The sequence below is a fragment of the Kocuria sp. CCUG 69068 genome, assembly GCF_020833785.1.
Taxonomy (GTDB): Bacteria; Actinomycetota; Actinomycetes; order Actinomycetales; family Micrococcaceae; genus Kocuria; species Kocuria rosea.
Genome location: NZ_PDDL01000003.1, coordinates 15,069 through 36,199, shown reverse-complemented (window position 1 = coordinate 36,199; position 21,131 = coordinate 15,069). Strand labels below are relative to the sequence as shown.

The following is a 21,131-nucleotide window of genomic DNA, read 5'->3' as shown; positions in this document are numbered from 1 at the left end:
CGCTGGCGGGACCGCAGACGCAGATGACGTCCCCGAGCAGCCCGGGTCCGCCGAGCCGGCGAAGCGGTCGGCTGCCGGGGGACGGAGCAGGACTGTCAGCCCTGCCGCTCGGCAGAAGGCCATGAAAGCGCGGATGGACATGGGCGAGGCCCTGCGCAACACCACACTTGTCAGCCGACCCTCGGACATGTTCTTCCTGCCATCGGCCGGTGCCCCTGACGCCGCGCCGGCGGATGACTCCGGGGAGACGTCGTCGACGACGACGGAACCCGGTCCGGGGAACCGGGCCGGCGTTTCACGTGAAACATCGCGTCCGAAGGAGACTCGCCCGTCCGCGGAGGTCGTCGAGGCCCCGTCCGGGGGGCGCAGCCGGACCGCGGCGGAGCCGGAGCAGCAGCGACTCGATGTCTCCCCGGCCGGCCCCGCCGCCGCGGGCGATGCGCCGGAGGCGACAGATGATTCCGGCGCGGGAGAGGCGACCGAGGCGACCGCCGTGACGGACCGTCGCGCTTCCGATACGTCCGCGGGCGATGTTTCACGTGAAACGGACGCAGCGGTCGAGGAGCTGGCGGCGGTGCCCGGTGCTACGTTCGCCGAGATCCCGGTCGCGGCCATCCACCCCAACCGCAAGCAGCCCCGTCAGGTGTTCGACGAGGAGGAGCTCGCGGAGCTCGCGTACTCGATCGGCGAGCTCGGTGTGCTGCAACCGATCGTGGTGCGACCCACCCGCGAGGACGGGGAGCAGGCGTACGAACTGGTCATGGGCGAGCGGCGGTGGCGCGCGACCCAGCGCGCCGGGCTGCCGACCATCCCGGCGATCGTCCGCGAGACGGCGGACGACGACCTGCTCCGGGACGCCCTGCTCGAGAACCTGCACCGCAGCCAGCTGAACCCGCTCGAGGAGGCCGCGGCATACCAGCAGCTGCTGGAGGAGTTCGGCGCCACGCAGGAGGAGCTGTCCCGGCGCATCGGTCGCTCCCGCCCCCAGATCAGCAACACGATCCGTCTGCTTCGCCTGCCGCCGCTCGTCCAGCGACGCGTGGCCGCCGGCGTGCTGTCCTCGGGGCACGCCCGCGCCCTGCTGTCCCTGGCCGACCCCGCGCAGATGGAACGACTCGCGCAGCGGATCGTGGCGGAGGGGCTCTCGGTGCGGGCCACGGAGGAGGCCGTGCAGCTGACGGAGACGGGGGAGCGCAAGCCGCAGCGGGCGGCCGCCCCGGCCGGGCGGAACAAGGAGCGGCTCGACTACATCGCGGAGGCGTTCTCCGACCGCCTGGACACGAGCGTGCGGATCGCCCTGGGCGCCCGCAAGGGCAAGATGACCATCGAGTTCGCCTCGGTGGAGGACCTGAACCGCATCATCGAGGTGCTGGACCCCGGGATGGACCGCACCTAGACCACCGATCGCACGGAAGAGCCCCGGTGTTTCACGTGAAACACCGGGGCTCTTCCGTGCGCCGGGTCCGCCCGGCGGGGTGGTTCAGCGTCCGTTGTACTCGGCGACGTCGTCGACGCTCATGGTGCCCGTGGGCACGTCGTCCTCCGCGAGCAGGAACATGCGCTGCAGACCGAAGACGACGGCCTCGGCAAGGTGGTTCCGGTGCTCGGGATCGGCGAGGGCGGCCCGGTCGGCAGGGCTGGACAGGTAGCCGAGGTCGAGCCAGATGGTCGGCGCGTCCTGGGAGCGCAACAGGTCCCACTGCCGGGCGTGGGTGCCGAGGTCGAGCGCCCCGGTCCGGGCGACCATCTCCTTGAGCACGAGCACCGCGGCCCGTTCGCCGATGGGGGAGTAGATCTCGGAGCGGTCCTGCTCGCCCCAGTAGTAGGAGGCGACACCGCCGGCGGCGGGGGAGGCGTTCCAGTCGCAGTGCAGGGTGACCACCACGGAGTCCGTCCGGCTCCCGGTGACGGCCTCCCGGGTGGAGTCGGCGGTCCGCACGGGCGCGCCGCGGCGGTCGTGGAGCTTCCGCCCGGGCGAGACCACCGAGGGGTCGGCGCCGATCTCGTGCAGCAGCTCGGAGGCGCGGACGGCGACGTCCCGGGTCACCTCGTCGGCGCGGTCGCGGAAGTCCGGCGCCGCCGAGGCCGGCGGCTGCTGACCTGCTGCCCCGGACGGGACCAGCACCACGGAGCGGCCGCGCAGGGCGGAGGTGGCCCGTTCCAGGCGGTGGTACTCGCGCAGCGAGAAGGCCTTGGAGGACGTGATGTTCTTGTTGATCCGGGCGAGAGCGGCGATGGTCTCGCGGTCCACCACTCCGGTGGCCCCGAGACCCAGACTCTGCTGGAGCTCCATGACCGCGTGGTGCGTGCTGCTGCCGAACACCCCGTTCAGGTGTCCGTAGTAGAAACCCAACCGGGAGAGGTTGTGCTGCAGCATGCTGACGTCGTCGCCCCGGAGCGGGCGGTCGTCGTCGGCGTAGAGCGGGCGGTCACCGAGGGCGTACTGCGCCTCGTTGAGGCACCGGTCCGTCTCCGGGCCCACCAGGCCGTCCACGATGAGCCCGCGCTCCTGCTGGAAGGCGCGCACGGCGGCGTCGACGTGGTCGTCGAAGTAGGAGGGGTTGTTGACGTCCTGCGGGGCGAGGTAGGCCACGGTGACGCCGGCCCGGAGCAGCCGCTCCCGCAGGCTGACCACCCGCCGGCTCGTCATGGTCCGGCGCAGCATCGGTTCGGTGTCGTCGTTGTTCACGGGTGTCCCACGGGTCGGAGGGGTCGGCGTGGTGCCAGGACAGCGGCTCGTCCGCCCCTCCCCGGCGGGGGAGGGGCGGACGAGCCCGGGGTGTCGCGGATGTCGGGGGTCCGCTCAGTTCCCGGCGACGAGGTAGTCGGCGAACTCCTTCTCGAGGGCGCTCTTCGGCTTCGCGCCGATGGCCTTCTTGACCACCTCGCCGCCGGAGAAGAGGTAGATGGCCGGGATGGACGTGATGCCGTACTGGGACGCCACGGCGGGGTTCTCGTCCACGTTCAGCTTCACGACCTCGACGGCGTCGGCGTGCTCGGCGGCGATCGCGTCGAGGACCGGGCCGACCATGCGGCAGGGGCCGCACCACTCGGCCCAGAAGTCCACGATGACGGGCTTGTCCGATTCGAGGACCTCGGTGCGGAAGTCGGCGTCGGTGACGTTCTTGGCGGCGCTCATGTTTCTCCTTGTCCGGGTGCCGGGCACGCGGTCGGCGTGCCCGGACCGCTCTGGGTGACGTGGTGCGGAAGGCGGATCTGGTTCGATTATGGCCCATGCCGGTCCGGGCGCCGGCGGCGCCCGGACCGGGACGGCTCAGCTGTGCAGGACCGAGCGGTCGTGCAGGGCGGCGAGGTAGTGCTCGGTGTCGACGGCGGCGACGCATCCGGAGCCCGCCGCCGTGATGGCCTGGCGGTAGGTGGCGTCCACGACGTCGCCCGCCGCGAAGACCCCGGCGAGGCTCGTGGTGGAGCTGCGGCCGTCCACGGCGATGGTGCCGTCCACGGTGAGCTCGAGCTGGTCCTTGACCAGGGCGGTGCGGGGGTCGGAGCCGATGGCGACGAACAGCCCCGTCACGGGCAGCTCCGAGGTCTGGTGGGACTCCGTGTCACGGACGGTGACGGAGCGGACCTTGTCCTCGCCGTTGATGCCCACGACCTCGGCGTTCCACAGGACCTCGATCTTGGGGTCGTCGAAGGCGCGCTGTTGCATGATCTCGGAGGCGCGGAAGCTGTCCCGCCGGTGGATGATCGTGACCTTGGAGGCGAAGCGGGAGAGGAACGTGGCCTCCTCGAGGGCGGAGTCGCCGCCGCCGACCACCGCGATGTGCTGCTCCTTGAAGAAGAAGCCGTCGCAGGTGGCGCACCAGCTCACCCCGTGGCCGGAGAGCCGCTTCTCGTCCGGCAGGCCGAGCTCCCGGTACGCGGAGCCCGTCGCGAGGATCACGGCGTGGGCCCGGTGCACGGAGCCGTCCTCGAGGGTCACGGTCTTCACCTCGCCCTCGAGCTCGAGGGCGACGACGTCCTCGTAGCGGATGTCGGCGCCGAAGCGCTCCGCCTGTTGCTGCATGTTGGACATCAGCTCCGGGCCCTGGATCCCGTCGATGAACCCGGGGTAGTTCTCCACCTCGGTCGTGTTCATCAGCTCACCGCCCGCGGTCACGGACCCGGCGAAGACGATGGGGTGCAGGTTGGCGCGCGCCGCGTAGACGGCCGCGGTGTACCCGGCGGGGCCGGATCCCACGATGATCACCTCGTGGACGGTCTCGTCGTCCGCGCCGGCCTTCGGCTCGCCGGTCGAGGGGACGAGGTTGAGGGCGTTGATCACGGGACCGAAGTCGGGGCTCACTGTTCTGCAGACCTTCCGTACAGGGAGCGGCCGGGCACGCCGACCGCAGGGACCACTGGCACAACGGGGCGCGCGCGGCGGATATTCCGGTGCCGGACCCGCCCCGGCGGGTCCGGCGGGGGGAGCGGGGCCCTCAGTCGAGCTGGATCTCGCCGATCCGCAGGCCGTGGTTGAACCCGGCGATGGGGTTCGTCAGCTGCGGCAGCTGCGTCCAGTTCACGATCACGTACTGCTGGTCCTCGTCCTGGGCGGCCGCGGCGAGCGGAACCGTGATCTCCGGGCCCGTGAAGGAGCCGGAGGCCACTTGGTCGGCGCCGTCCAGGCTCGGGGTGTCGTTGACGTACACGTCGAACATCCCGCCCGAGCCGGCCGACTGGCTGAGCCTGAGCGTCTCCACGGGCGCGGGCTCCTCGAGCTGCACGGCGAGGCCGACGCTCGGCGTCCGGTTGCCGAAGTTCGGGTCGGAGAACCCGTAGCTGATCCAGTAGGTGGACGGGTTGCCGTCGACGATCTGGCCCAGCTGCGCGTCCTGGTCGGCCATGAAGCCCGGGTCGGTCGGCACCACCCGGGTGACGGCGCGGGGCTCCGGCTCGGCGGCCGGGGCCTCCGGCTCGGGGCTGGGCTGCACCTGCTCCGCCCCGGCCTGCTCCTCGGCCGGCGCGCTCACGGCGGGCTCAGGGCTGTCCGACCCGGCGAAGAGTCCGCCCAGCCGGTCGAAACTGAACACCACGGCACCGATCAGCAGGGCCAGGAGCAGGAGCAGGAGCAGCAGCAGGCCCCGGCCGCCCTTCTGCGGCCGGTCCGCGGTCGCCTCCCGGCGCGGCGGCGCGGCCGCGGCCGCCTCCTCCGGCCCGTGGGGCGTGTCCGGGTGCCCGTCGTCGTAGTCGTCGTAGCTGTCGTAGCGGTTGTCGCCGTCGTAGCCCGGGTCGATGTCCGTCCCGGCCGTGCGGACGGCCGAGGCCGCCGTGCCGCTCGCCGCCGCGCGGTCGAAGAGGGTCGAGCGGGTCGAGGTGGCGCTGACCCGCACCGGCCGGCCGAGACGGGTGCGCACCGAGGGGGCGGGCGCGGCGTCGTCGTACGAGTCGTCGTCCCGCCACCGGGTGACCTTGGGCTGGGGGGCCGCGCCGCCGAGGTCGTCGGAGGCCTCGGTCGCGACCACGGGGGTCGGGCTGGTGGGGTCCGGCTCGTCGTACACGTAGGACCCGGGGCCGCTGCCGCGCGGGGCGCCGAAGATGTCGTCGCTGAGGGACTCGTCCTCGACGTCGTCCGGCTCCACGAGCAGGGAGTCCAGCATGTCCGCGGCCGGGGTGTGCGAGGTCACGAGGTAGGTGTGCGCCTCCGCCTGGCCCAGGTCCAGGATCTGGAAGGGGGCGCCGATGCTGCCGTTGGCCATGGAGCGGGCGTTCTCCACGAGCAGGGACGTGTGCCGCTCCGCGGGCAGCAGGATCGACACGCGGCGGCCGAGGATCTGGTCCTGTCCCTCGAGCACGCGGTCGCCCTCGGCGGTGGCCAGCACGTCGGTGACGACCTTGTAGCGGCCGCCGAGGACGGAACCGAGCTTCATCGGTGCGGGCACGTTGGCTCCCTGGGGGTCGGGAATCCGCGGCGGGGGCCGGAATTCGCGGGCGGGGGTGGCCGGCGGGGCAGAAGGGGTGTTCCTGACCCACGTCACCGACCACTCAGCACTTTACCGGTCCCGGCCTCCCGCGGCCGAGAGCCTCGTCACACGGCCGGTCCGGGCGCTCGCTCCGCTCGCTCCGCCCGGTCGGGGCGGTCGGGGCGGTCAGCGGCCGAGGCGCGCGAGGAGCGGGCGCACGAGGCTGTCGAGCTCCCGGACGCGGCAGAGCTTGAGGGCGCCCAGGTAGGCGATCCCCATGACGGTCCCGCCCGCGGCGACGGTCGCGATCGCCGTCAGCTGGTTGGTCCAGGGGAAGCCGGCGGGGTCGTATCCGCCGAGCAGGAACAGGGCCACGGCACCCACCGCGCCGGCGAGCAGGGACGCCACGAGGATCCGGGCGTGGGAGTCCACGATCCGGGCCACGTCGTAGTCCCCGATCCGGCGGACCAGGACCACGTGGTAGATCAGCGCGCTCAGGACGTTCTGGGCCGCGTAGCACGCGGCGACCGCGAAGACGATGAGGTCCGGCGGGACGAACGACCAGATCAGCAGCGCCGAGACCACGGTGAAGAGGGCGACGCCGACCTGCACGAGGAACGGGGTGCGGGCGTCCTCCTGCGCGTAGAACGCCCGGCCGAGCATGAAGGACACCGACATGAAGGGCGCGCCGATCGCGATCACCGTGATCACCTGGCCGACCACGGCCCCCGCGGAGGGGACGCCGCCGCTGAAGAGCATGCCGAGGGGGCCGGCGAAGACCACCAGGGCGACGGTGGCGAAGACGGTCGCCACCCCGGTGATGCGCAGGCTCGAGGACAGGGACGCGACCATCCCGGCCCGGTCCCCGTCCGTCGAGGCGGCGGCCATCCGGTTGAACAGCACCGTGGCGATGGACAGCCCGATCACCCCGTGCGGGAGGGAGTACAGCATCGAGGCCTGGTTGAGGGCCGCCACGCCCGCGATCTGCTGCGGCGGGTCCATCGCGAGGTACTCCGGGCGGTAGCCGGTGGGGATCGCCGCGACCTTGGTCAGGGTCAGGAACGCCAGGTTGGCGAGGACCCCGGTGGCGAGGGTCCAGCCCGCGAGCCGCGCCGCGGTGGAGAGGCCGATGCCGCGCCAGCCGAACTTCGGGCGCAGTCCCAGCCCGAGCCGGCGCAGCGGCCAGAACAGCACGAGGGCCTGGGCCGCGACGCCCACCGTGGCCATGGCCGCCAGCCAGAAGGTCTTGGCCGGGGACCAGTTCTCGAGGGTGTGCACCGTCTCGGCGTACGCCCCGAACTGCTGGACGAACACGAGCAGCGCGGCGATGGCCACCACGTTGTTGACCACCGGCGCCCACATGTACCAGCCGAAGGCGCCGCGGGCGTTCAGGACCTGCCCCACCACGGTGTAGAGGCCGTAGAAGAAGATCTGCGGGAACGTGAACAGCGCGAACGTCAGCCCGAGCGAGAGCTGCTCCTCGGTCCAGTCGGTGCCCATGGTCCGGATGATGGGTCCCGCCAGCAGCACCACGACCGCCGTGACCCCCAGCAGGGCGAGCACGGCGAGGGTGAGCAGGCGGGCGATGTAGTCGGCCCCGCCGTCGTCGGCGGTCCTGGAGGCCTTGATGATCTGCGGCACCAGGACGGCGTTGAAGATGCCGCCCGCCACGAGGACGTAGATCAGGTTCGGCAGCGTGTTCGCGAGCTCGAAGACGTCGGAGACGGTCGTGATGGAGCCGATCGCCACCGTGATGAGGACCGTCTTGACGAACCCCAGCGCGCGGGAGACGAGCGTGCCCGAGGCCATGATGGCGCTGGAGGCCGCGCCCGAGCGGCGGGCCGGGGCCGCCGGGGTGCCCTTCCCGGCCGGCCCGGAGGGCTCCGCGGTCTCAGAGCTGGTGGATGATGTATTCACGGGCGATGTCGGCGATGCGCCGTTCGTTGGGGAAGGACAGCTTCCGGCCGAGGTCGTCGATGTTCACCCAGGCGACGTCCACGGCCTCGTGGTCGGGGTCGTTGTCCGTGGTGAGGTGACCGCCCGTGGCGCGCAGCAGGAAGTGGTGCACCGTCTTGTGCACGCGGTGCCCGGAGACCGTGAACCAGTAGTCGATGCTGCCCAGCGGGCTCAGCACCTCACCGGCGATGCCGGTCTCCTCCTCGATCTCGCGGATCGCGGCTTCCTCGTTGGACTCCTCGCCCTCGGGGTGGCCCTTGGGCAGGCACCACTCGAGGCGCCCGCCGCGGTTGATCCGGGCGATGATGGCCACCGGGTGGGAGGGCGCGCCGAGGTCGACGACGATCCCGCCGGCGGAGACTTCCTCGACCGTGGGCAGCGCAGCGGCCGGCGCGGTCGGCCGCTTCTTCGGTGCGCTGGGTACGGGGAAAGCCATGTCTCCTACCTTGCCACAATCGCCCGGGCTCCCGCCGGAGCGGGGGAGGGGCACCGGCGGCCGGTTCCGGCGGGGCCGCGGCGGCCGGGTCCGCGCCCCGGGGTCTGGAACAATGGGCGGCACCATGACGCAGCTCCCCGACGCCCACGCGATCCACCCCGCCGCCCTCGACCTGGGGCGGCGGTTCTCCGCCGCCGGCCACGAGCTCTCCCTCGTGGGCGGGCCCGTGCGGGACCTCTTCCTCGGCCGGCCCGCCCTCGACCTGGACTTCACCACCGACGCGACGCCCGAGGAGACGCTCGCCGTGGTCACGGGGTGGGCGGACGCGGTGTGGGAGATCGGCCGCGCCTTCGGGACCATCGGGATGCGCCGCGGCGACGTCCAGCTGGAGGTGACCACCTACCGGGCCGAGGCCTACGACGCGGACTCGCGCAAGCCGCAGGTGGCCTTCGGCGACTCCCTCGAGGACGACCTGTTCCGCCGCGACTTCACCATCAACGCCATGGCGCTGCGGCTGCCCGGCCTGGAGCTCGTGGACCCGCACGGCGGGATCAAGGACCTGCACGCCCGGGCGCTGCGCACCCCGGGCGCCCCGGAGGACTCCTTCTCGGACGACCCCCTGCGCATGATGCGCGCCGCCCGCTTCGCGTCCCAGCTCGACGTCGAGGTGGCGCCCGAGGTGCGCGCGGCCATGACCGGCATGGCGGAGCGCATCGCGATCGTCTCGGCCGAGCGCGTGCGCGAGGAGCTCGTCAAGCTGGTCTGCGGGCGCCGGCCCCGCCGCGGCATCGACCTCCTGGTGAGCACGGGGCTCGCCGAGGTCGTGCTGCCCGAGGTGCCCGCGCTCCAGCTCGAGACGGACGAGCACCACCGGCACAAGGACGTCTACCAGCACTCCCTGACCGTCATGGAGCAGGCCGCGGCCCTGGAGTCCGGTCCGGACGGCCCCGTGCCCGGGCCCGACTTCGCGCTGCGCTTCGCCGCGCTCATGCACGACGTCGGCAAGCCCGCGACCCGGCGCTTCGAGGAGTCCGGTGCCGTGAGCTTCCGCCACCACGAGGTGGTGGGCGCGAAGCTCACGGCCAAGCGGATGCGGGCCCTGCGCTTCGACAACGACACGATCAGGACGGTGGGCCGGCTGGTCGAGCTGCACATGCGCTTCTACGGCTACGGGGACGCCGAGTGGACCGACTCCGCCGTGCGCCGCTACGTCCGGGACGCCGGGGAGTGCCTGGAGCGGCTGCACCGGCTCACGCGGGCGGACGTGACCTCCCGGAACCGGCGGAAGGTGGCACGGCTCGCCGCCGCCTACGACGACCTCGAGGCGCGGATCGAGGAGCTCTCCGCGCGCGAGGAGCTCGACGCCGTGCGGCCGGAGCTGGACGGCGAGCGGATCATGGCGGTGCTCGGCATCCCGCCGGGGCCGGCGGTGGGCCGGGCCTACAAGTTCCTGCTGGACCTGCGCCTGGACGAGGGGGAGCTGGGGCCGGAGGAGGCCGAGCGGCGGCTGCGGGCCTGGGCCGCGGACACCCTGTGAGCCCCCGGTCCGGCGCCGGCGCCGCCGGGAACGCCCTCTGCTGCCCCCGGAGTGCATATATCGGTGAAGGCATATCTTCCGACCTCACCGCGGTCCTTCGGGCCGGGATCGGGGCGGGCGTGCTGCGCGGACGGCGGGAGGGGCCGTGAGCCCCCTGGGCGGGTCCCGGGGCGGCCACCGGGCGCTGCTCGTCGGCCTGAGCCTCTACGCGGTCATGACGGCCTGGCTGCTGCGGCTGCCCTGCCGGGTGCCCGGCTGGGGCGCCGCGGAGAGCCTGCCCGCGCTGTGCGCCTCCGAGATCGCGCCCGGCGAGGCGTCCGGGGCGGGCGGGTTCTTCACGGGCGGGCCCGCGGGGGACCAGCCCGCCCTGGTCGGGATGATCACCACGGTGGTCGGCTGGTTCGCGGCCCGCCTCTCCGCGCTGTTCGGGACGGACGTGGACCGGGGCGTGTTCGCCGACCTCTCCGTGCTGCTGCTGGCCCTGGTGTGGATCGGCACGGTGGCCGCGGTCTCCGCGCTCTCCGGCAGGCGCGGCGCGGACGCGTTCGTGCTGGCGCTCGCACCGGTGGCGGTCCTGGTGGGCTTCGGCACGTGGGACCTGTGGGCCGTGCTGCTGATGATGCTGGCGCTGCTCTTCCACGTCCGGGGCAGCCCCGTGCCGGCGGGGATCCTGCTGGGTCTCGCGGCGTCCGTGGCGCTGTTCCCCCTGGTGGTCCTCCTGGCCGTGCTGCTCCTGGCCGTGCGGTACCGGCAGTTCCGGGACTTCGCGGTGGTCCTGGCCGGGACGCTGCTCACCTGGGCGCTGGTCAACGGGCCGTTCCTGCTCTCCGCCCCGGACCGGTGGGTCCGGCAGCTCCGCCTGCCCTGGGACGGGCCCGTGGGGGGCTCCTCCTCCTGGGGCGTCTGGGCCCGGGTGGAGCAGGCGCGCACGGGTGCGGCCCCGGACCCGGCGGGGGCGGGGCAGTGGGTGCTCCTGGCCCTCGTGCTGGGTCTCGTGGTGGTGCTCGTGCTGACCCTGCTCACCCGGCAGGAGCCCAGCGTCGTCCAGATCGCGTTCCTCCTGCTGGCCGTGCTCGTGCTCTCCGGTCCCGCCTATTCCCTCGTCCACGTGCTCTGGCTGGCGCCCCTCGTGGTGCTCAGCCGGCGCAACTGGCTCGAGTTCGCCGCCTGGCAGCTCGTCGAGGTCCTGTGGTGGACCACCCTGGTCCTGCCCGAGCCGACCTGGCCGGTGCTGCCCGGGCTCGGCCTGATCGGCTGGGACGCGCAGGACCTGCTCGCGGCGGTGCGCGTGCTGCTCCTCGTCCTCCTGGTGGTCGCGGTCGCGGTCGACGTCCTGCGGGGCGGTCAGGCGCGGCGGATCGGGCTCTCCGAGGCCGGTTGAGCGTCCCGGCTCCGCCGGGAGGGGGAGACCGGCGGCCGCCACGCCCGCACGGGTTCATCCTGACGGCGGTGCCGTCCCGCGCCGGCTCTCCCGTAGGTTGGTGGCGGAGAAGAACAGACGAGTGCTCGGGAGGAGCGCCGGTGATCGAGATCGAGAACCTGACGAAGACCTACGGCGGCAAGACGGCGGTGGACGACGTCAGCTTCACCGTCCGCCCCGGCAAGGTGACCGGGTTCCTGGGGCCCAACGGGGCCGGCAAGTCGACCACGATGCGCCTCGTCGTCGGGCTGGAGTCCGCGACCCGGGGCCACACCCGCGTCAACGGCAGGCCGTACGCCCAGCACCGGGCGCCGCTCGCGGAGGTCGGGGTGCTGCTGGACGCGAAGGCGGTCCACCCCCGGCGCACCGCGCGCGCACACCTCTCGGCGCTCGCCGCGACCCACGGCATCGCGAAGTCCCGCGTCCAGGAGGTCGTGGACCTCACCGGGCTCGGGGCCGCGGCCGACAAGCGGGTGGGAGGCTTCTCCCTCGGCATGGGCCAGCGCCTCGGGATCGCCGGGGCGCTGATCGGCGACCCGCACACCGTGATCCTCGACGAGCCCGTCAACGGACTGGACCCCGAGGGCGTGGTGTGGGTGCGCCACCTCGCCAAGTTCCTCGCCTCGGAGGGCCGCACGGTCTTCCTGTCCTCCCACCTCATGTCCGAGATGGCGCAGACCGCCGACCACCTCGTGGTGATCGGCCGGGGCCGGATCCTCGCGGACGCGCCGATCCAGCAGATCCTCGCCGGGGGCCGCACGCGCACCCGGCTGCGCGCCACCGACCGGGAGGCGATGCGCCGCGCCCTGCAGGGCACGGACGCCGGCATCACGGAGTTCGACGACGACGGACTCCTGGTCACGGGGCCGGAGCCGCGGCGCATCGCCGAGGCCGCCCTCTCCCACGGGGTGCTGGTCCACGAGCTCACCCCCCTCACGGAAACCCTCGAGGACGTGTACATGGCCATGACCCAGAACGAGGTCGAGTACCGCTCCGGCGGCGCTCCCGCACCGACCGACCCGGCGCCCTGGGCGGGCGCCGACGCACGAACCGGAGACCGAGCATGAGCACCAGCACCTCGACCGCCCCCCACCCGCAGACCGGTACCCCGGAGCGCACCGGGCCGTCCGACCCCGCGTCCCGGGTGCGGCTGGGCTTCGGCCGGGTCCTGCACTCCGAGTGGATCAAGTTCCGCTCCCTGCGCTCGCACTGGATCCTGCTCGGCGTCGCCCTGCTCCTCTCCCTCGGCTTCGCAGCGCTGGGCGCCTGGAGCACCACGTCGCTGCAGAGCTTCAACGAGCAGGCCGCGCAGGAGCAGGTCGACGAGTCGCTGGACGGACGGTCCCCGGAGGAGCTCGGGCTCACCGAGGAGGAGGTCCAGCAGCAGCAGGACGCGTTCGCCGCCGAGTCGGACCAGCAGATCGCCGCGCAGTCCGACATTGCCCTGCCGGACGGGATGGGCTTCAGCGAGTACCTGGCCATGACCAGCGCCAACAGCGGCCTGCAGCTCGTCATGCTGCTCCTGGGAGCGCTGGCCGTGCTGTTCATCGGCTCCGAGTACGCCACCGGCGCCATCCGCACCACCATGACGGCGGTGCCGCGGCGCACCCCGGTGATGCTCGCCAAGACCGTGGTGCTCTCCGTGGTCGCGTTCCTCTTCGGGGTGCTCAGCGGGCTCCTGTGCCACCTCGTCGTCCAGCCGGTCCTGGCGGGCGGGGACCTCGGCTACGACGTGTGGCAGGAGCCCGTCCTGCTCAACGTCCTGGCGGTGGGCGTCTTCTACATGGTCACCGCGTGGCTGGGCTTCGGGCTCGGGGCCCTGCTGAAGTCCACGACGTGGGGGATCGTGGTGCTCGTGGTGCTGGTGATGGTCCTGGAGATCGTGCTGTTCGCGCTGTCCTTCGAGTGGCTCGAGGACGTCAAGCCGTACTCCCCGGGGGCGGCCGGCACCCAGCTGACCACGATGTACCAGTCCGCCGACCCGGTGCTCACCCACGTGGAGTCCGGCCTCGTCTACGGCGCCTGGGGCCTGGTGCTCGTCGCGGCCGGGATCCTGGCCACCCGGAGGCGCGCGCTCTAGCGGTTCTTCCGTCCCGGCGGCGACGCCGGCCCTACGATGTGAGCTGGTGGGCCGGGACGCGGCCCGCACCGTCCGGGCCGAGTGCCGGACGGACCCCTGGGGAACGGGAGCTGCGGTGTCGGTGTCACGGGAGCGGGAGGCCGGCGAGGCCCTCTCCGCGGTCGACGCCCGGGGCCTGCGGCGGACCCTGCTGCACTGGCTGACGGTCGTGGTGGTCCTCGTGACCGTGTTCAGCTCCGTGGTCAACTGGGTCTTCGTGGACCGGGAGCCGCAGGACCCTGTGGCCACGTGGCTCGGGGGGCTCGAGAACGGGCGCTCGCGGCAGCTGCTGTCCCGCACCGAGGCCGTCGTGGCGGACCCCACCCTGAACATCTTCTCGAACCGCGTGTACCGCAACGCCGCGGGGCGGATCGGCGGCTACGAGATCCTGGGCGTGGACCGCCGCGGGAGCCGCGCCGAGATCCGGGCGCGCGTGTGGTGGGACGGACCCGACGGCGCCCGGGACCGGGAAGAGGTCCACGTCTACGGGGTGCACCAGGTGCGGCGCAGCGGTCCCTTCAACGACCAGTGGCAGCTCGACGCCCCGGACGCGGCCCCCTTCTCGATCCACCTGCCCGCCCCCCTCGACGAGCTCTCCGTCAACGGGGAGACCGTCCGCCCGGACCCGGACGACCGGGTGCCCGACCCCGAGGGCCCCGGCGGCACCTGGCGCTTCGAGGCCCTGCCCGGGAACTACGCGATCGGACTGCCCGGGAACTCCTACTACACGGCGGACCCGCCCCTGGAGCCGCACACCGTGGCGTTCCGGGATCCGGCACCGGCCTCGGTGGCGCTGCGGATCGAGCCCTCCCCGAGGATGTGGCAGGAGGTCGACGACCGGATCGAGGAATGGCTGGAGAGCTGCACCGCCTCGGACGAGCTGTCCCCCGAGGACTGCCCCTCGTCCCGGCGCTGGGCGGCCCCGCAGGAGCCGCTCGAGCCGTCCGCGGCGGCGACCGGGACGCCGGACCCGGAGATCACCGGCGTCCGGTGGCGGCTGGTCTCCCGGCCCGCCCTGGTCCTGGTCCCGGACCCGGCGGACCCGCTGCGCTGGACGGCGGACGCGCACCGGCCCGCGGAGGCGCGGCTGAGCTACGAGGAGGACGGGGAGACCGTCACGGAGCGGATCGAGTTCCCCGTCCGCGCCGCCGTGCGCTCCACCGGCCAGAGCGCCGAGATCAGCGTGGGCCTGGAGTAGTCGCGGGCGGCGCCGCCTCGGCGGGCGTCGCCTCGACGGGCGCCGCCGTGCGCGCGGGCGCGCGCCGGAGACCCCCCAGCACCCGGTCGGCCAGCACCCAGTAGGCCACCCCTGCCACGAGGGAGGCGACCACGGCCAGGACGGGCGAGACCGGCAGCAGAGCGGGATAGACCAGCCAGTGGGTGAGGTAGACGTACAGGGAGGCCGCGGCCAGCCATCCCGTGACGCGCCGCAGGCCGGCCGGAACGGGCAGCGCGGTCACCCACAGCAGCAGGAGGACACCGGTGATCACCGTGACCTCCCGCACGGTGCTGTCGAAGTACCCCGGCACCGTCAGGAGGGTCAGGAGAGTGACGAGAGACCGTTCCAGGACCGTCCGTGTCCGGGCGGCGGCCCAGCCGAGCGCGAAGAGCCAGAAGACCGGGGCGGGCTTCGGCAGCCCCGGGTCCACGATGTCGTACCGGCTGAGCAGCCCGATCGCGAGCAGCGCGAGCGGGAACGCCAGCGGGAAGCGCCGTTCGGCGCGGTCCGCCCACGGCAGCGCCATGAGCGCCGTGACGGCCACGAGCACGTAGACGAGCATCTCCACGAACCAGAAGTGCCACTGCGTCGTCAAGTGCTGCGGCCCCACGATGCCGTTGAGCAGGAGGACGTTCGCCCAGGTGTAGTCGTCGGTGAGCAGGTGCGCCAGGGCGATGAACGCCGCGGAGGGCAGCACGATCCGTCCGAGGCTGCGCAGCTGGCGCCGCAGGCGCGGGAGCCGTTCGCCGTGGAGCTGGAACCGGGCGAAGTTGTAGCCGGCCACGGCGAAGAGCACATGGGCGGTCTGGAGCGTGAAGAGCTCCACGTGCGTCATCACGATCAGCACGATGGCCACGGCCCGCAGCACGATGCCGGTCTCCAGGAACGACACGAGCCGCCGCCGCCGGGGGGCGGCCCGGGCCGCCAGGTCGCGGACGGAGGTGAGGTGCCAGTCCGTGGGGAGGTGCCCCAGGGCCTGCTCGAGACGGACGGAGGCCGCCACGTAGGACAGCGAGTCCCCGTCGAGGGAGACGAACGTGTCGTCGTCGCCGACGTCGGGGCGGTCGAGCACGTCGGCGAAGATCCGCCGGACGTCCTCGGGTCCCTCCGCCCGGCGCGGCACCGCCTCGGCGACGGGGGGCGGTGTGCCGAGCGCCAGGACCGCCGGGTAGTCCACCTTGCCCGTGCCCAGCCGGGGCAGCTCCTCCACGGGGTGCACCTCGACGGCAGGGCGGGGCAGGCCGATGCTCCCGGCCACGACCTTGGCGAGCAGGGCCGTGTCCTGCTCGCCCTCGGCGGCCACGACCACGCGCTCGTCGGAGCCCGCGGCGGCCGCGCTCACGCCGAGCTCGGCGAGGATCCGTTCGACCTGCCCGAGGTCCACGCGCAGGCCCACGATCTTGACGAACCGGCTGCGCCGCCCCACCACCTCGTAGAGCCCGTCGGGGTGGCGGCGGGCGAGGTCCCCGGTGCGCAGGTCCTCGACCGTGCGCCCGGCGGCGAGGTCCTCCGGGCGCTCCGCGTAGCCGAGCATGACGTTGGGCCCGCTGTACACGAGCTCGCCGTCCGGCAGCCCGTCCACGGGCTCGATGCGGAACTCCCCGCCCGGGATCGGCACCCCGATCGTCCCGGCCCGCTCGGCCGCCAGCCCGGGGGGCAGGTAGGCCATCCGGGCGGTGGCCTCCGTGGCCCCGTACATCACGACCAGGTCCCAGCCGGCCCGCTCGCCGGCTCCGGCCCAGTGGCGGACCTTCTCCGGGGCGAGCCGTCCACCCGCCTGCGTGACGCAGCGCAGGTGCGGCAGGTCCATCTCCGCGAAGCCGACGCGCTCCAGCAGCTCGAAGGTGTAGGGCACGGCCGCGAAGGACGTGGCCCGGTGGGCGCGGACGAGGTCCCAGAAGCAGGGATCGACCACGGAGTGGTCCGTCAGCACCACCGCGGCGCCACGGCAGAGGTGGCTGTTGAGCACCGACAGCCCGTAGCAGTAGGACATCGGCAGCGTGGTCGCGGCGCGGTCGTCGGGGCCGATGCCGAGGTACTGGGCGATCGCCTCGGCGTTGGCCGCCAGGTTCTCGTGCGAGAGCCGCACGAGCTTCGGGGAGCCCGTCGAGCCGGAGGTGCTCAGCAGCAGGGCGAGGTCGGGGTGCAGCTCGTGCCGGGTGCCCGGTCGCCGTTCCTCGACGACCGGGGTCCCGTTCCCGGCGCTCCGCAGCAGGACGTCGGGGTCGTAGGCCGCCACCAGCGCCTCGACGGCTGCCGGCTTGTCCGCCGGGACCAGCAGGAGCGGGTGACCGGCCGTGAGGGCCGCGAGGTAGGCCACGAGGGAGTCGACGTCGTTGGACGCGGCGAGCACGGCCAGCCGGCGCTCCGTGCCGAGACGCGCGGCCAGGTCCTCGACCCGGGCCGCCAGTTCCCGGTAGCTCAGGACGTGCTCGCCCGTGAGGACGGCGGGGCGGTCCCCGTGGCGGGCGAGATCGGCGGCGAAGGCGACCCGGGCAAGGTCAGGTTGAAGGCTCACCCGCACTACGGTAGAGAAGATCTTTAGCGAAGGAAAGTATTGCCTAATTCGTCCGACATGCGGGATCGCCGGTTCGACGTCCCGTCGGCGGACCGCGGGGGCGGGGCGGTGACGGCCCGGTCGTCGACGAGCAGCGTGGGGGTGGTCCCGGGCGTGACCGTCACGGCGACGGGGGTCCCCACGGGGTGGCGCACGTTGTGGGGCTGCCAGGAGCGCAGCGTGCGGCCGGAGGCCAGCCGGACGTGGTGCAGCACGAACGCGCCGTGGTACTCGACCGCACTGACCCGCGCCGGGGACTCGGGGTCCGGCTCCAGCGCCACCTCGTGGGGTCGCAGCACGACGTCGACGTCCACGTCGCTGTTGGCCCATCCCGGCACGGTGGAGACGATGCCGATCTCGCACGTGAGCAGCGCACGGTGGACGCGGGCGGGCAGGAAGTCGGCGTCCCCCATGAAGGACGCCACGAACCGGGTGGCGGGCTGCTCGAAGACCTGCTCCGGGGTGTCGGACTGCTCGATCACCCCGTCGTGCATGACCACCACGCGGTGGCCGACCGAGAGGGCCTCCGTCTGGTCGTGGGTGACCAGCACGGCGGTGGTCCCGGTCTCGCGCAGCGTGGCCACGGTGTCCCGGCGCACCTGCGCACGCAGCGACTCATCGAGGCTCGAGAACGGCTCGTCGAGGAGCACGACGGCGGGGCGGGGGGCCAGCGCCCGGGCCAGTGCCACGCGCTGCTGCTCGCCCCCGGAGAGCTCGTGGGGATAGCGGTGGGCGAGGTGTCCCAGCCGCACGAGCTCGAGGACCTCGCCCACGCGGGTCCTCCGTTCGGCGCGCGGGAGCCGGTCCAGGCCGAAGGCCACGTTCTTGGCGACCGTCAGGTGCGGGAACAGGGCGTGGTCCTGGAAGACGAGACCCACCCTCCGCCGCTCGGGCTCCTGGAAGCGGTGCCGGCCCGCCACCACGTCCCCGGCGATCCGGATCGTGCCCTCGTCCGGCCGTTCGAGGCCCGCCACGAGGCGCAGCGTGGTGGACTTGCCGCAGCCGGAGGGGCCGATGAGCGTCACCAGCTCGCCGGGCGGGACCGTCAGCTCCAGTCCGCTGACGCCCACGGAGGACCCGTAGTGCTTGCTCAGCGCCTCCAGGACCAGGGCGGGCACCGCGCCGTCGCTGCCGGACGCGGTCAGAGGGCTCGTGGTCTGCACGGTCATGAGGACACCTTTCCACGGCGGTCCGCCCGGTGGGCCTGCCGGACGAGGAAGAACACGGGCACCACCGCCGCCGCCACGATCACGAGCGCCGGCAGGGCGGCCTTCTCCCAGAAGTTCTCGCGCGCCAGCTCGTAGACCCACACGGAGGCCGTCGTGAAGCCGAACGGGCGCAGCAGCAGCACGATGGGCAGCTCCTTGACGGCGTCGATCATCACGAGGACGAGGGCCGTGGCGACCCCCGGGCGGGCGATGGGCAGGTGCACGCGGGTGAGGACGCGGAGCGGGGACGCGCCGAGGCTCTGCGCGGAGAAGGTGACGGTGGGGGAGATCTTGGCGAGGCTCGCGTCCACGGCCTGGTAGGCCGGGGCGAGGAAGCGGATCACGTAGGCGTAGAGGATGCCGAGCACCGAACCCGTCACCAGCAGACCCGTGCCCCCGGGCACGCCCGCCCGTTCCAGCACCGTGTCCAGCCCGGCGAAGGCGATGAGGACGCCGATGCCCACCACGGCCCCGGGAACGGCGTAGCCGAAGGTCGTGAGCTGCGCCGCGAGGGCCACCGTCCGGCCGCCGCCCATCCGCACCCCGTGGGCGACGGCGAGCGAGAGCGCCACGCAGGCCACGGCGGCGATCCCGGCGACCACGAGGCTGTTGCCGAGGTACTGCGCGAAGCGCGGGTCCGAGAGGGAGGCGGGGTTGCCGACGGCCTCCCCGACGGCCCACACGAGCAGCTGCAGCACGGGCACGAGGAACCCGGCGGAGAGGGCGGCGAGGCAGAGCAGGGTGGCGCCCCAGGCGCGCCACCCGGCGAGCCGCTGCGGCTGGAGGCCCTGGCCGCGGCCGCCCCGCTGGTGGAACCGGGCCCTTCCCCGGAGCAGCCGCTCGCCGGTCAGCACGGCCACGGCGAACAGCAGCACGAGCACGGCGAGCTGGGTGGCGGAGTGGAAGTCGAAGGTGCCCTTCCACACGAGGTAGACCCCCACGGAGACCGTCTGCACGTTGAAGTACTGCACCGTGGCGAAGTCCGTGAGCGTCTCCATCATCACGAGCGCGAGCCCCGCCGCGAGCGAGGGCCGGGCCAGGGGGATCAGGACCCGCCCGAGTGCGCGCCCCCGGCCGGCGCCCAAGGTGCGCGCGGCGTCGTAGGTCCCGGTGGTCTGCTCGACCAGCGCGGAGCGCGCCAGGAGGTAGACGTACGGGTAGAGCGTCAGGGACATCACGAGCACGGCTGCGGGCAGCGAGCGGACCTCGGGCACCCACACGTCCGGCCCCAGGACGGAGCGCAGGGCCCCCTGCACCGGTCCGGCCACGTCGAAGACGGAGAGGAACACGAACCCGAGGATGTAGGCCGGCATGGCCAGGGGCAGGACCAGCAGCCAGACCAGGACGTCCCGCAGGGGGAAGCGGAAGGCCGTCACGAGCCAGGCGAGCCCGCCGCCCACCACGAGGGTGCCCGCGCCCACGCCCAGCATCAGCAGGAGCGTGGTGAGCACCATCCGGCCCAGGTCGCGGGGCGGGGCGGCGGAGCCCAGGCTTCCCAGGCCGTCCACGACCACCGCCAGGACCGGGGTGGCCACCACCACGGCGACGAGGACCACGAGCGCCGACCACGCCGGGCGCCCCGAACCGGGCGCCCGGCGTGGTCGGCGGGCCGATGCCCTCGTCGGTGCGAGGACGGCGGGTTCGGTCACTGATACCCGGCTTCGGCCAGCAGGTCCACGGCCTCGGCGTTGAGGTCCCCGTAGGCCTCGGCGTTCAGGGGCATCCGCTCGAACTCGCCGAAGGCCGCGATGGAGGGGGCGGGCTCCACGGAGGGGTTGACCGGGAACTCGTGGTTCGCGTCCACGAACGCGTTCTGGCCGTCGGTCGCGAGCCACTCGATCAGCCGCTGGGCGTCCTCGGCGTTGTCGGAGCCCTCGACCACGCCGGCCCCGGAGATGTTCACGTGCGTCCCGGCACCCTCCTGGCTGGCCCAGAAGAGGTCGACCTTCAGGTCCGGGTTCTCCTCGACGGTGCGCGCCAGGTAGTAGTGGTTGTTGATGCCCACGTCGCAGGTCCCGGCGTCGATCGCCTCGAGCAGGAGGATGTCGTTGCTCATGATCTGCACGCCGTTGTCGACCCAGCCCTCGACGATCTCGAGCGCCCGCTCCCGGCCGTGCAGGTCGATCAGACTCGCCACGAGGGACTGGGTGTAGGCCGAGGTGGCGTCCCGCATGCACAGCCGGTCCTGCCACTTCGGGTCGGCCAGTCCCGCGTAGGTCTCCTCGGGGTCGAACTCCGCGGTGTCGACGTTGTCCGGGTTGTAGGTCACGGTGCGCGCGCGCATCGCCAGGCCGTACCACCTGCCCTGGGGATCGCGCAGGTCCTCCGGGACCGCCTCGTCGAGGGTCGCGGAGTCCAGTGCGGCCAGCTCGTCCTGCCGGGCGGCGTTCCAGAGATTGCCCGCGTCCACGGTCATGAACACGTCCGCGGGGCTGTCGTCCCCCTCGGCCTTGAGGCGTTCGAGGAGTTCGGCGTCGTCACCGGTGATGAACTCGACGCTGATGCCGGTCTCGTCGGTGAAATCGCCGAAGGCGCCCTCGAGGTCGTAGTGGCGTGCCGAGTAGATCTGCAGGTCGGCGGGCTGCTCACCCAGACCGAGCGTGCCGCACCCCGTGACCAGGGTCGTCAGCGCGGTCAGGATGCCGGTGGTGACGTACAGGGAACGACGACGCATCGGGGCCTCTTCCGGAGGGCGCGGCGCTCGGGGACCGCGCGACGATCATTTGGCAACGAAAGCGTATCCTAATCGGACCCCTCGGGTCGCTCCCGGTGGGCG

Annotated in this window: 16 protein-coding genes; 6 read left to right on the top strand and 10 right to left on the bottom strand. The window is 73.1% G+C overall.

The genetic code is table 11. The annotated features are described in order from the left end of the window. Window positions 1-187 precede the first annotated feature (187 nt). A complete protein-coding gene (locus CRM73_RS01095; RefSeq protein ID WP_370658508.1) occupies window positions 188-1,396 on the top strand; it encodes a ParB/RepB/Spo0J family partition protein in 1,209 nt (402 codons plus the stop codon). A gap of 84 nt (window positions 1,397-1,480) precedes the next feature. On the opposite strand, the gene CRM73_RS01090 is transcribed toward CRM73_RS01095, so the two are convergent. The 6 genes from CRM73_RS01090 to CRM73_RS01065 form a co-directional block, all read right to left on the bottom strand. Next, on the bottom strand, window positions 1,481-2,689 hold the full coding sequence (locus CRM73_RS01090) for a peptidoglycan-binding protein (RefSeq protein WP_115163285.1): 1,209 nt from the start codon (window positions 2,687-2,689) through the stop codon (window positions 1,481-1,483). 114 nt (window positions 2,690-2,803) lie between these two features. Continuing rightward, complete coding sequence (gene trxA / locus CRM73_RS01085) at window positions 2,804-3,139, bottom strand: thioredoxin (RefSeq protein WP_058873284.1); 336 nt, start codon at window positions 3,137-3,139, stop codon at window positions 2,804-2,806. Window positions 3,140-3,274: 135 nt separating this feature from the next. Further along, window positions 3,275-4,306, bottom strand: coding sequence for a thioredoxin-disulfide reductase (trxB, locus tag CRM73_RS01080; protein WP_017835062.1), 1,032 nt, complete (start codon window positions 4,304-4,306; stop codon window positions 3,275-3,277). Window positions 4,307-4,439: 133 nt separating this feature from the next. Continuing rightward, complete coding sequence (locus CRM73_RS01075) at window positions 4,440-5,882, bottom strand: hypothetical protein (protein WP_095650049.1); 1,443 nt, start codon at window positions 5,880-5,882, stop codon at window positions 4,440-4,442. 207 nt (window positions 5,883-6,089) lie between these two features. Further along, the gene (gene murJ / locus CRM73_RS01070) at window positions 6,090-7,712 is read right to left on the bottom strand and encodes a murein biosynthesis integral membrane protein MurJ (protein WP_017835061.1); all 1,623 of its coding nucleotides are present in this window, start codon (window positions 7,710-7,712) and stop codon (window positions 6,090-6,092) included. Window positions 7,713-7,794: 82 nt separating this feature from the next. Next, the gene (locus CRM73_RS01065) at window positions 7,795-8,295 is read right to left on the bottom strand and encodes an NUDIX domain-containing protein (RefSeq protein ID WP_017835060.1); all 501 of its coding nucleotides are present in this window, start codon (window positions 8,293-8,295) and stop codon (window positions 7,795-7,797) included. 124 nt (window positions 8,296-8,419) lie between these two features. On the opposite strand from CRM73_RS01065, the gene CRM73_RS01060 reads away from it, so the two are divergent. From CRM73_RS01060 to CRM73_RS01040, 5 genes are all read left to right on the top strand, one after another. Further along, on the top strand, window positions 8,420-9,832 hold the full coding sequence (locus tag CRM73_RS01060) for a CCA tRNA nucleotidyltransferase (protein ID WP_035924684.1): 1,413 nt from the start codon (window positions 8,420-8,422) through the stop codon (window positions 9,830-9,832). A gap of 145 nt (window positions 9,833-9,977) precedes the next feature. Then, window positions 9,978-11,213: a glycosyltransferase 87 family protein gene (locus CRM73_RS01055; protein ID WP_229586490.1), complete on the top strand. Its 1,236-nt coding sequence runs from the start codon at window positions 9,978-9,980 to the stop codon at window positions 11,211-11,213. 140 nt (window positions 11,214-11,353) lie between these two features. Next, complete coding sequence (locus tag CRM73_RS01050; RefSeq protein WP_229586488.1) at window positions 11,354-12,319, top strand: ATP-binding cassette domain-containing protein; 966 nt, start codon at window positions 11,354-11,356, stop codon at window positions 12,317-12,319. Next, window positions 12,316-13,332 carry an ABC transporter permease subunit gene (locus CRM73_RS01045; RefSeq protein WP_017835056.1) on the top strand — a complete coding sequence of 339 codons (1,017 nt, stop codon included), beginning with the start codon at window positions 12,316-12,318 and terminating at the stop codon, window positions 13,330-13,332. Before CRM73_RS01050 ends, CRM73_RS01045 begins: the two co-directional genes overlap by 4 nt. Before the next feature lie 115 nt (window positions 13,333-13,447). After that, window positions 13,448-14,569: a hypothetical protein gene (locus tag CRM73_RS01040; RefSeq protein ID WP_229586486.1), complete on the top strand. Its 1,122-nt coding sequence runs from the start codon at window positions 13,448-13,450 to the stop codon at window positions 14,567-14,569. Here the strand turns inward: CRM73_RS01040 and CRM73_RS01035 are convergent. From CRM73_RS01035 to CRM73_RS01020, 4 genes are read right to left on the bottom strand one after another with little or no spacing between them, the layout of a single operon-like run. Then, window positions 14,550-17,108: an AMP-binding protein gene (locus CRM73_RS01035; protein ID WP_229586484.1), complete on the bottom strand. Its 2,559-nt coding sequence runs from the start codon at window positions 17,106-17,108 to the stop codon at window positions 14,550-14,552. The two genes, CRM73_RS01040 and CRM73_RS01035, sit on opposite strands and share 20 nt — an antisense overlap. A 23-nt stretch (window positions 17,109-17,131) precedes the next feature. Continuing rightward, entirely contained in the window at window positions 17,132-18,316 is a 1,185-nt protein-coding gene (locus CRM73_RS01030) for an ABC transporter ATP-binding protein (protein WP_229586482.1), read from the bottom strand. After that, entirely contained in the window at window positions 18,313-20,004 is a 1,692-nt protein-coding gene (locus tag CRM73_RS01025; protein ID WP_229586480.1) for an iron ABC transporter permease, read from the bottom strand. Before CRM73_RS01025 ends, CRM73_RS01030 begins: the two co-directional genes overlap by 4 nt. Next, window positions 20,001-21,029 (bottom strand): extracellular solute-binding protein, encoded by a 1,029-nt coding sequence (locus tag CRM73_RS01020; protein WP_229586479.1) that lies wholly within the window; start codon window positions 21,027-21,029, stop codon window positions 20,001-20,003. The genes CRM73_RS01025 and CRM73_RS01020 overlap by 4 nt, the downstream gene beginning before the upstream one ends. Between the last annotated feature and the right edge of the window lie 102 nt (window positions 21,030-21,131).

Coding starts and splice junctions, on each gene's coding strand:
- CRM73_RS01095 (WP_370658508.1), top strand. CDS start 188: ATGTTCTTCCTGCCATCGGCCGGTGCCCCTGACGCCGCGCCGGCGGAT.
- trxA (WP_058873284.1), bottom strand. CDS start 3,139: ATGAGCGCCGCCAAGAACGTCACCGACGCCGACTTCCGCACCGAGGTC.
- murJ (WP_017835061.1), bottom strand. CDS start 7,712: ATGGCCTCGGGCACGCTCGTCTCCCGCGCGCTGGGGTTCGTCAAGACG.
- CRM73_RS01065 (WP_017835060.1), bottom strand. CDS start 8,295: ATGGCTTTCCCCGTACCCAGCGCACCGAAGAAGCGGCCGACCGCGCCG.
- CRM73_RS01060 (WP_035924684.1), top strand. CDS start 8,420: ATGACGCAGCTCCCCGACGCCCACGCGATCCACCCCGCCGCCCTCGAC.
- CRM73_RS01045 (WP_017835056.1), top strand. CDS start 12,316: ATGAGCACCAGCACCTCGACCGCCCCCCACCCGCAGACCGGTACCCCG.
- CRM73_RS01030 (WP_229586482.1), bottom strand. CDS start 18,316: ATGACCGTGCAGACCACGAGCCCTCTGACCGCGTCCGGCAGCGACGGC.
- CRM73_RS01020 (WP_229586479.1), bottom strand. CDS start 21,029: ATGCGTCGTCGTTCCCTGTACGTCACCACCGGCATCCTGACCGCGCTG.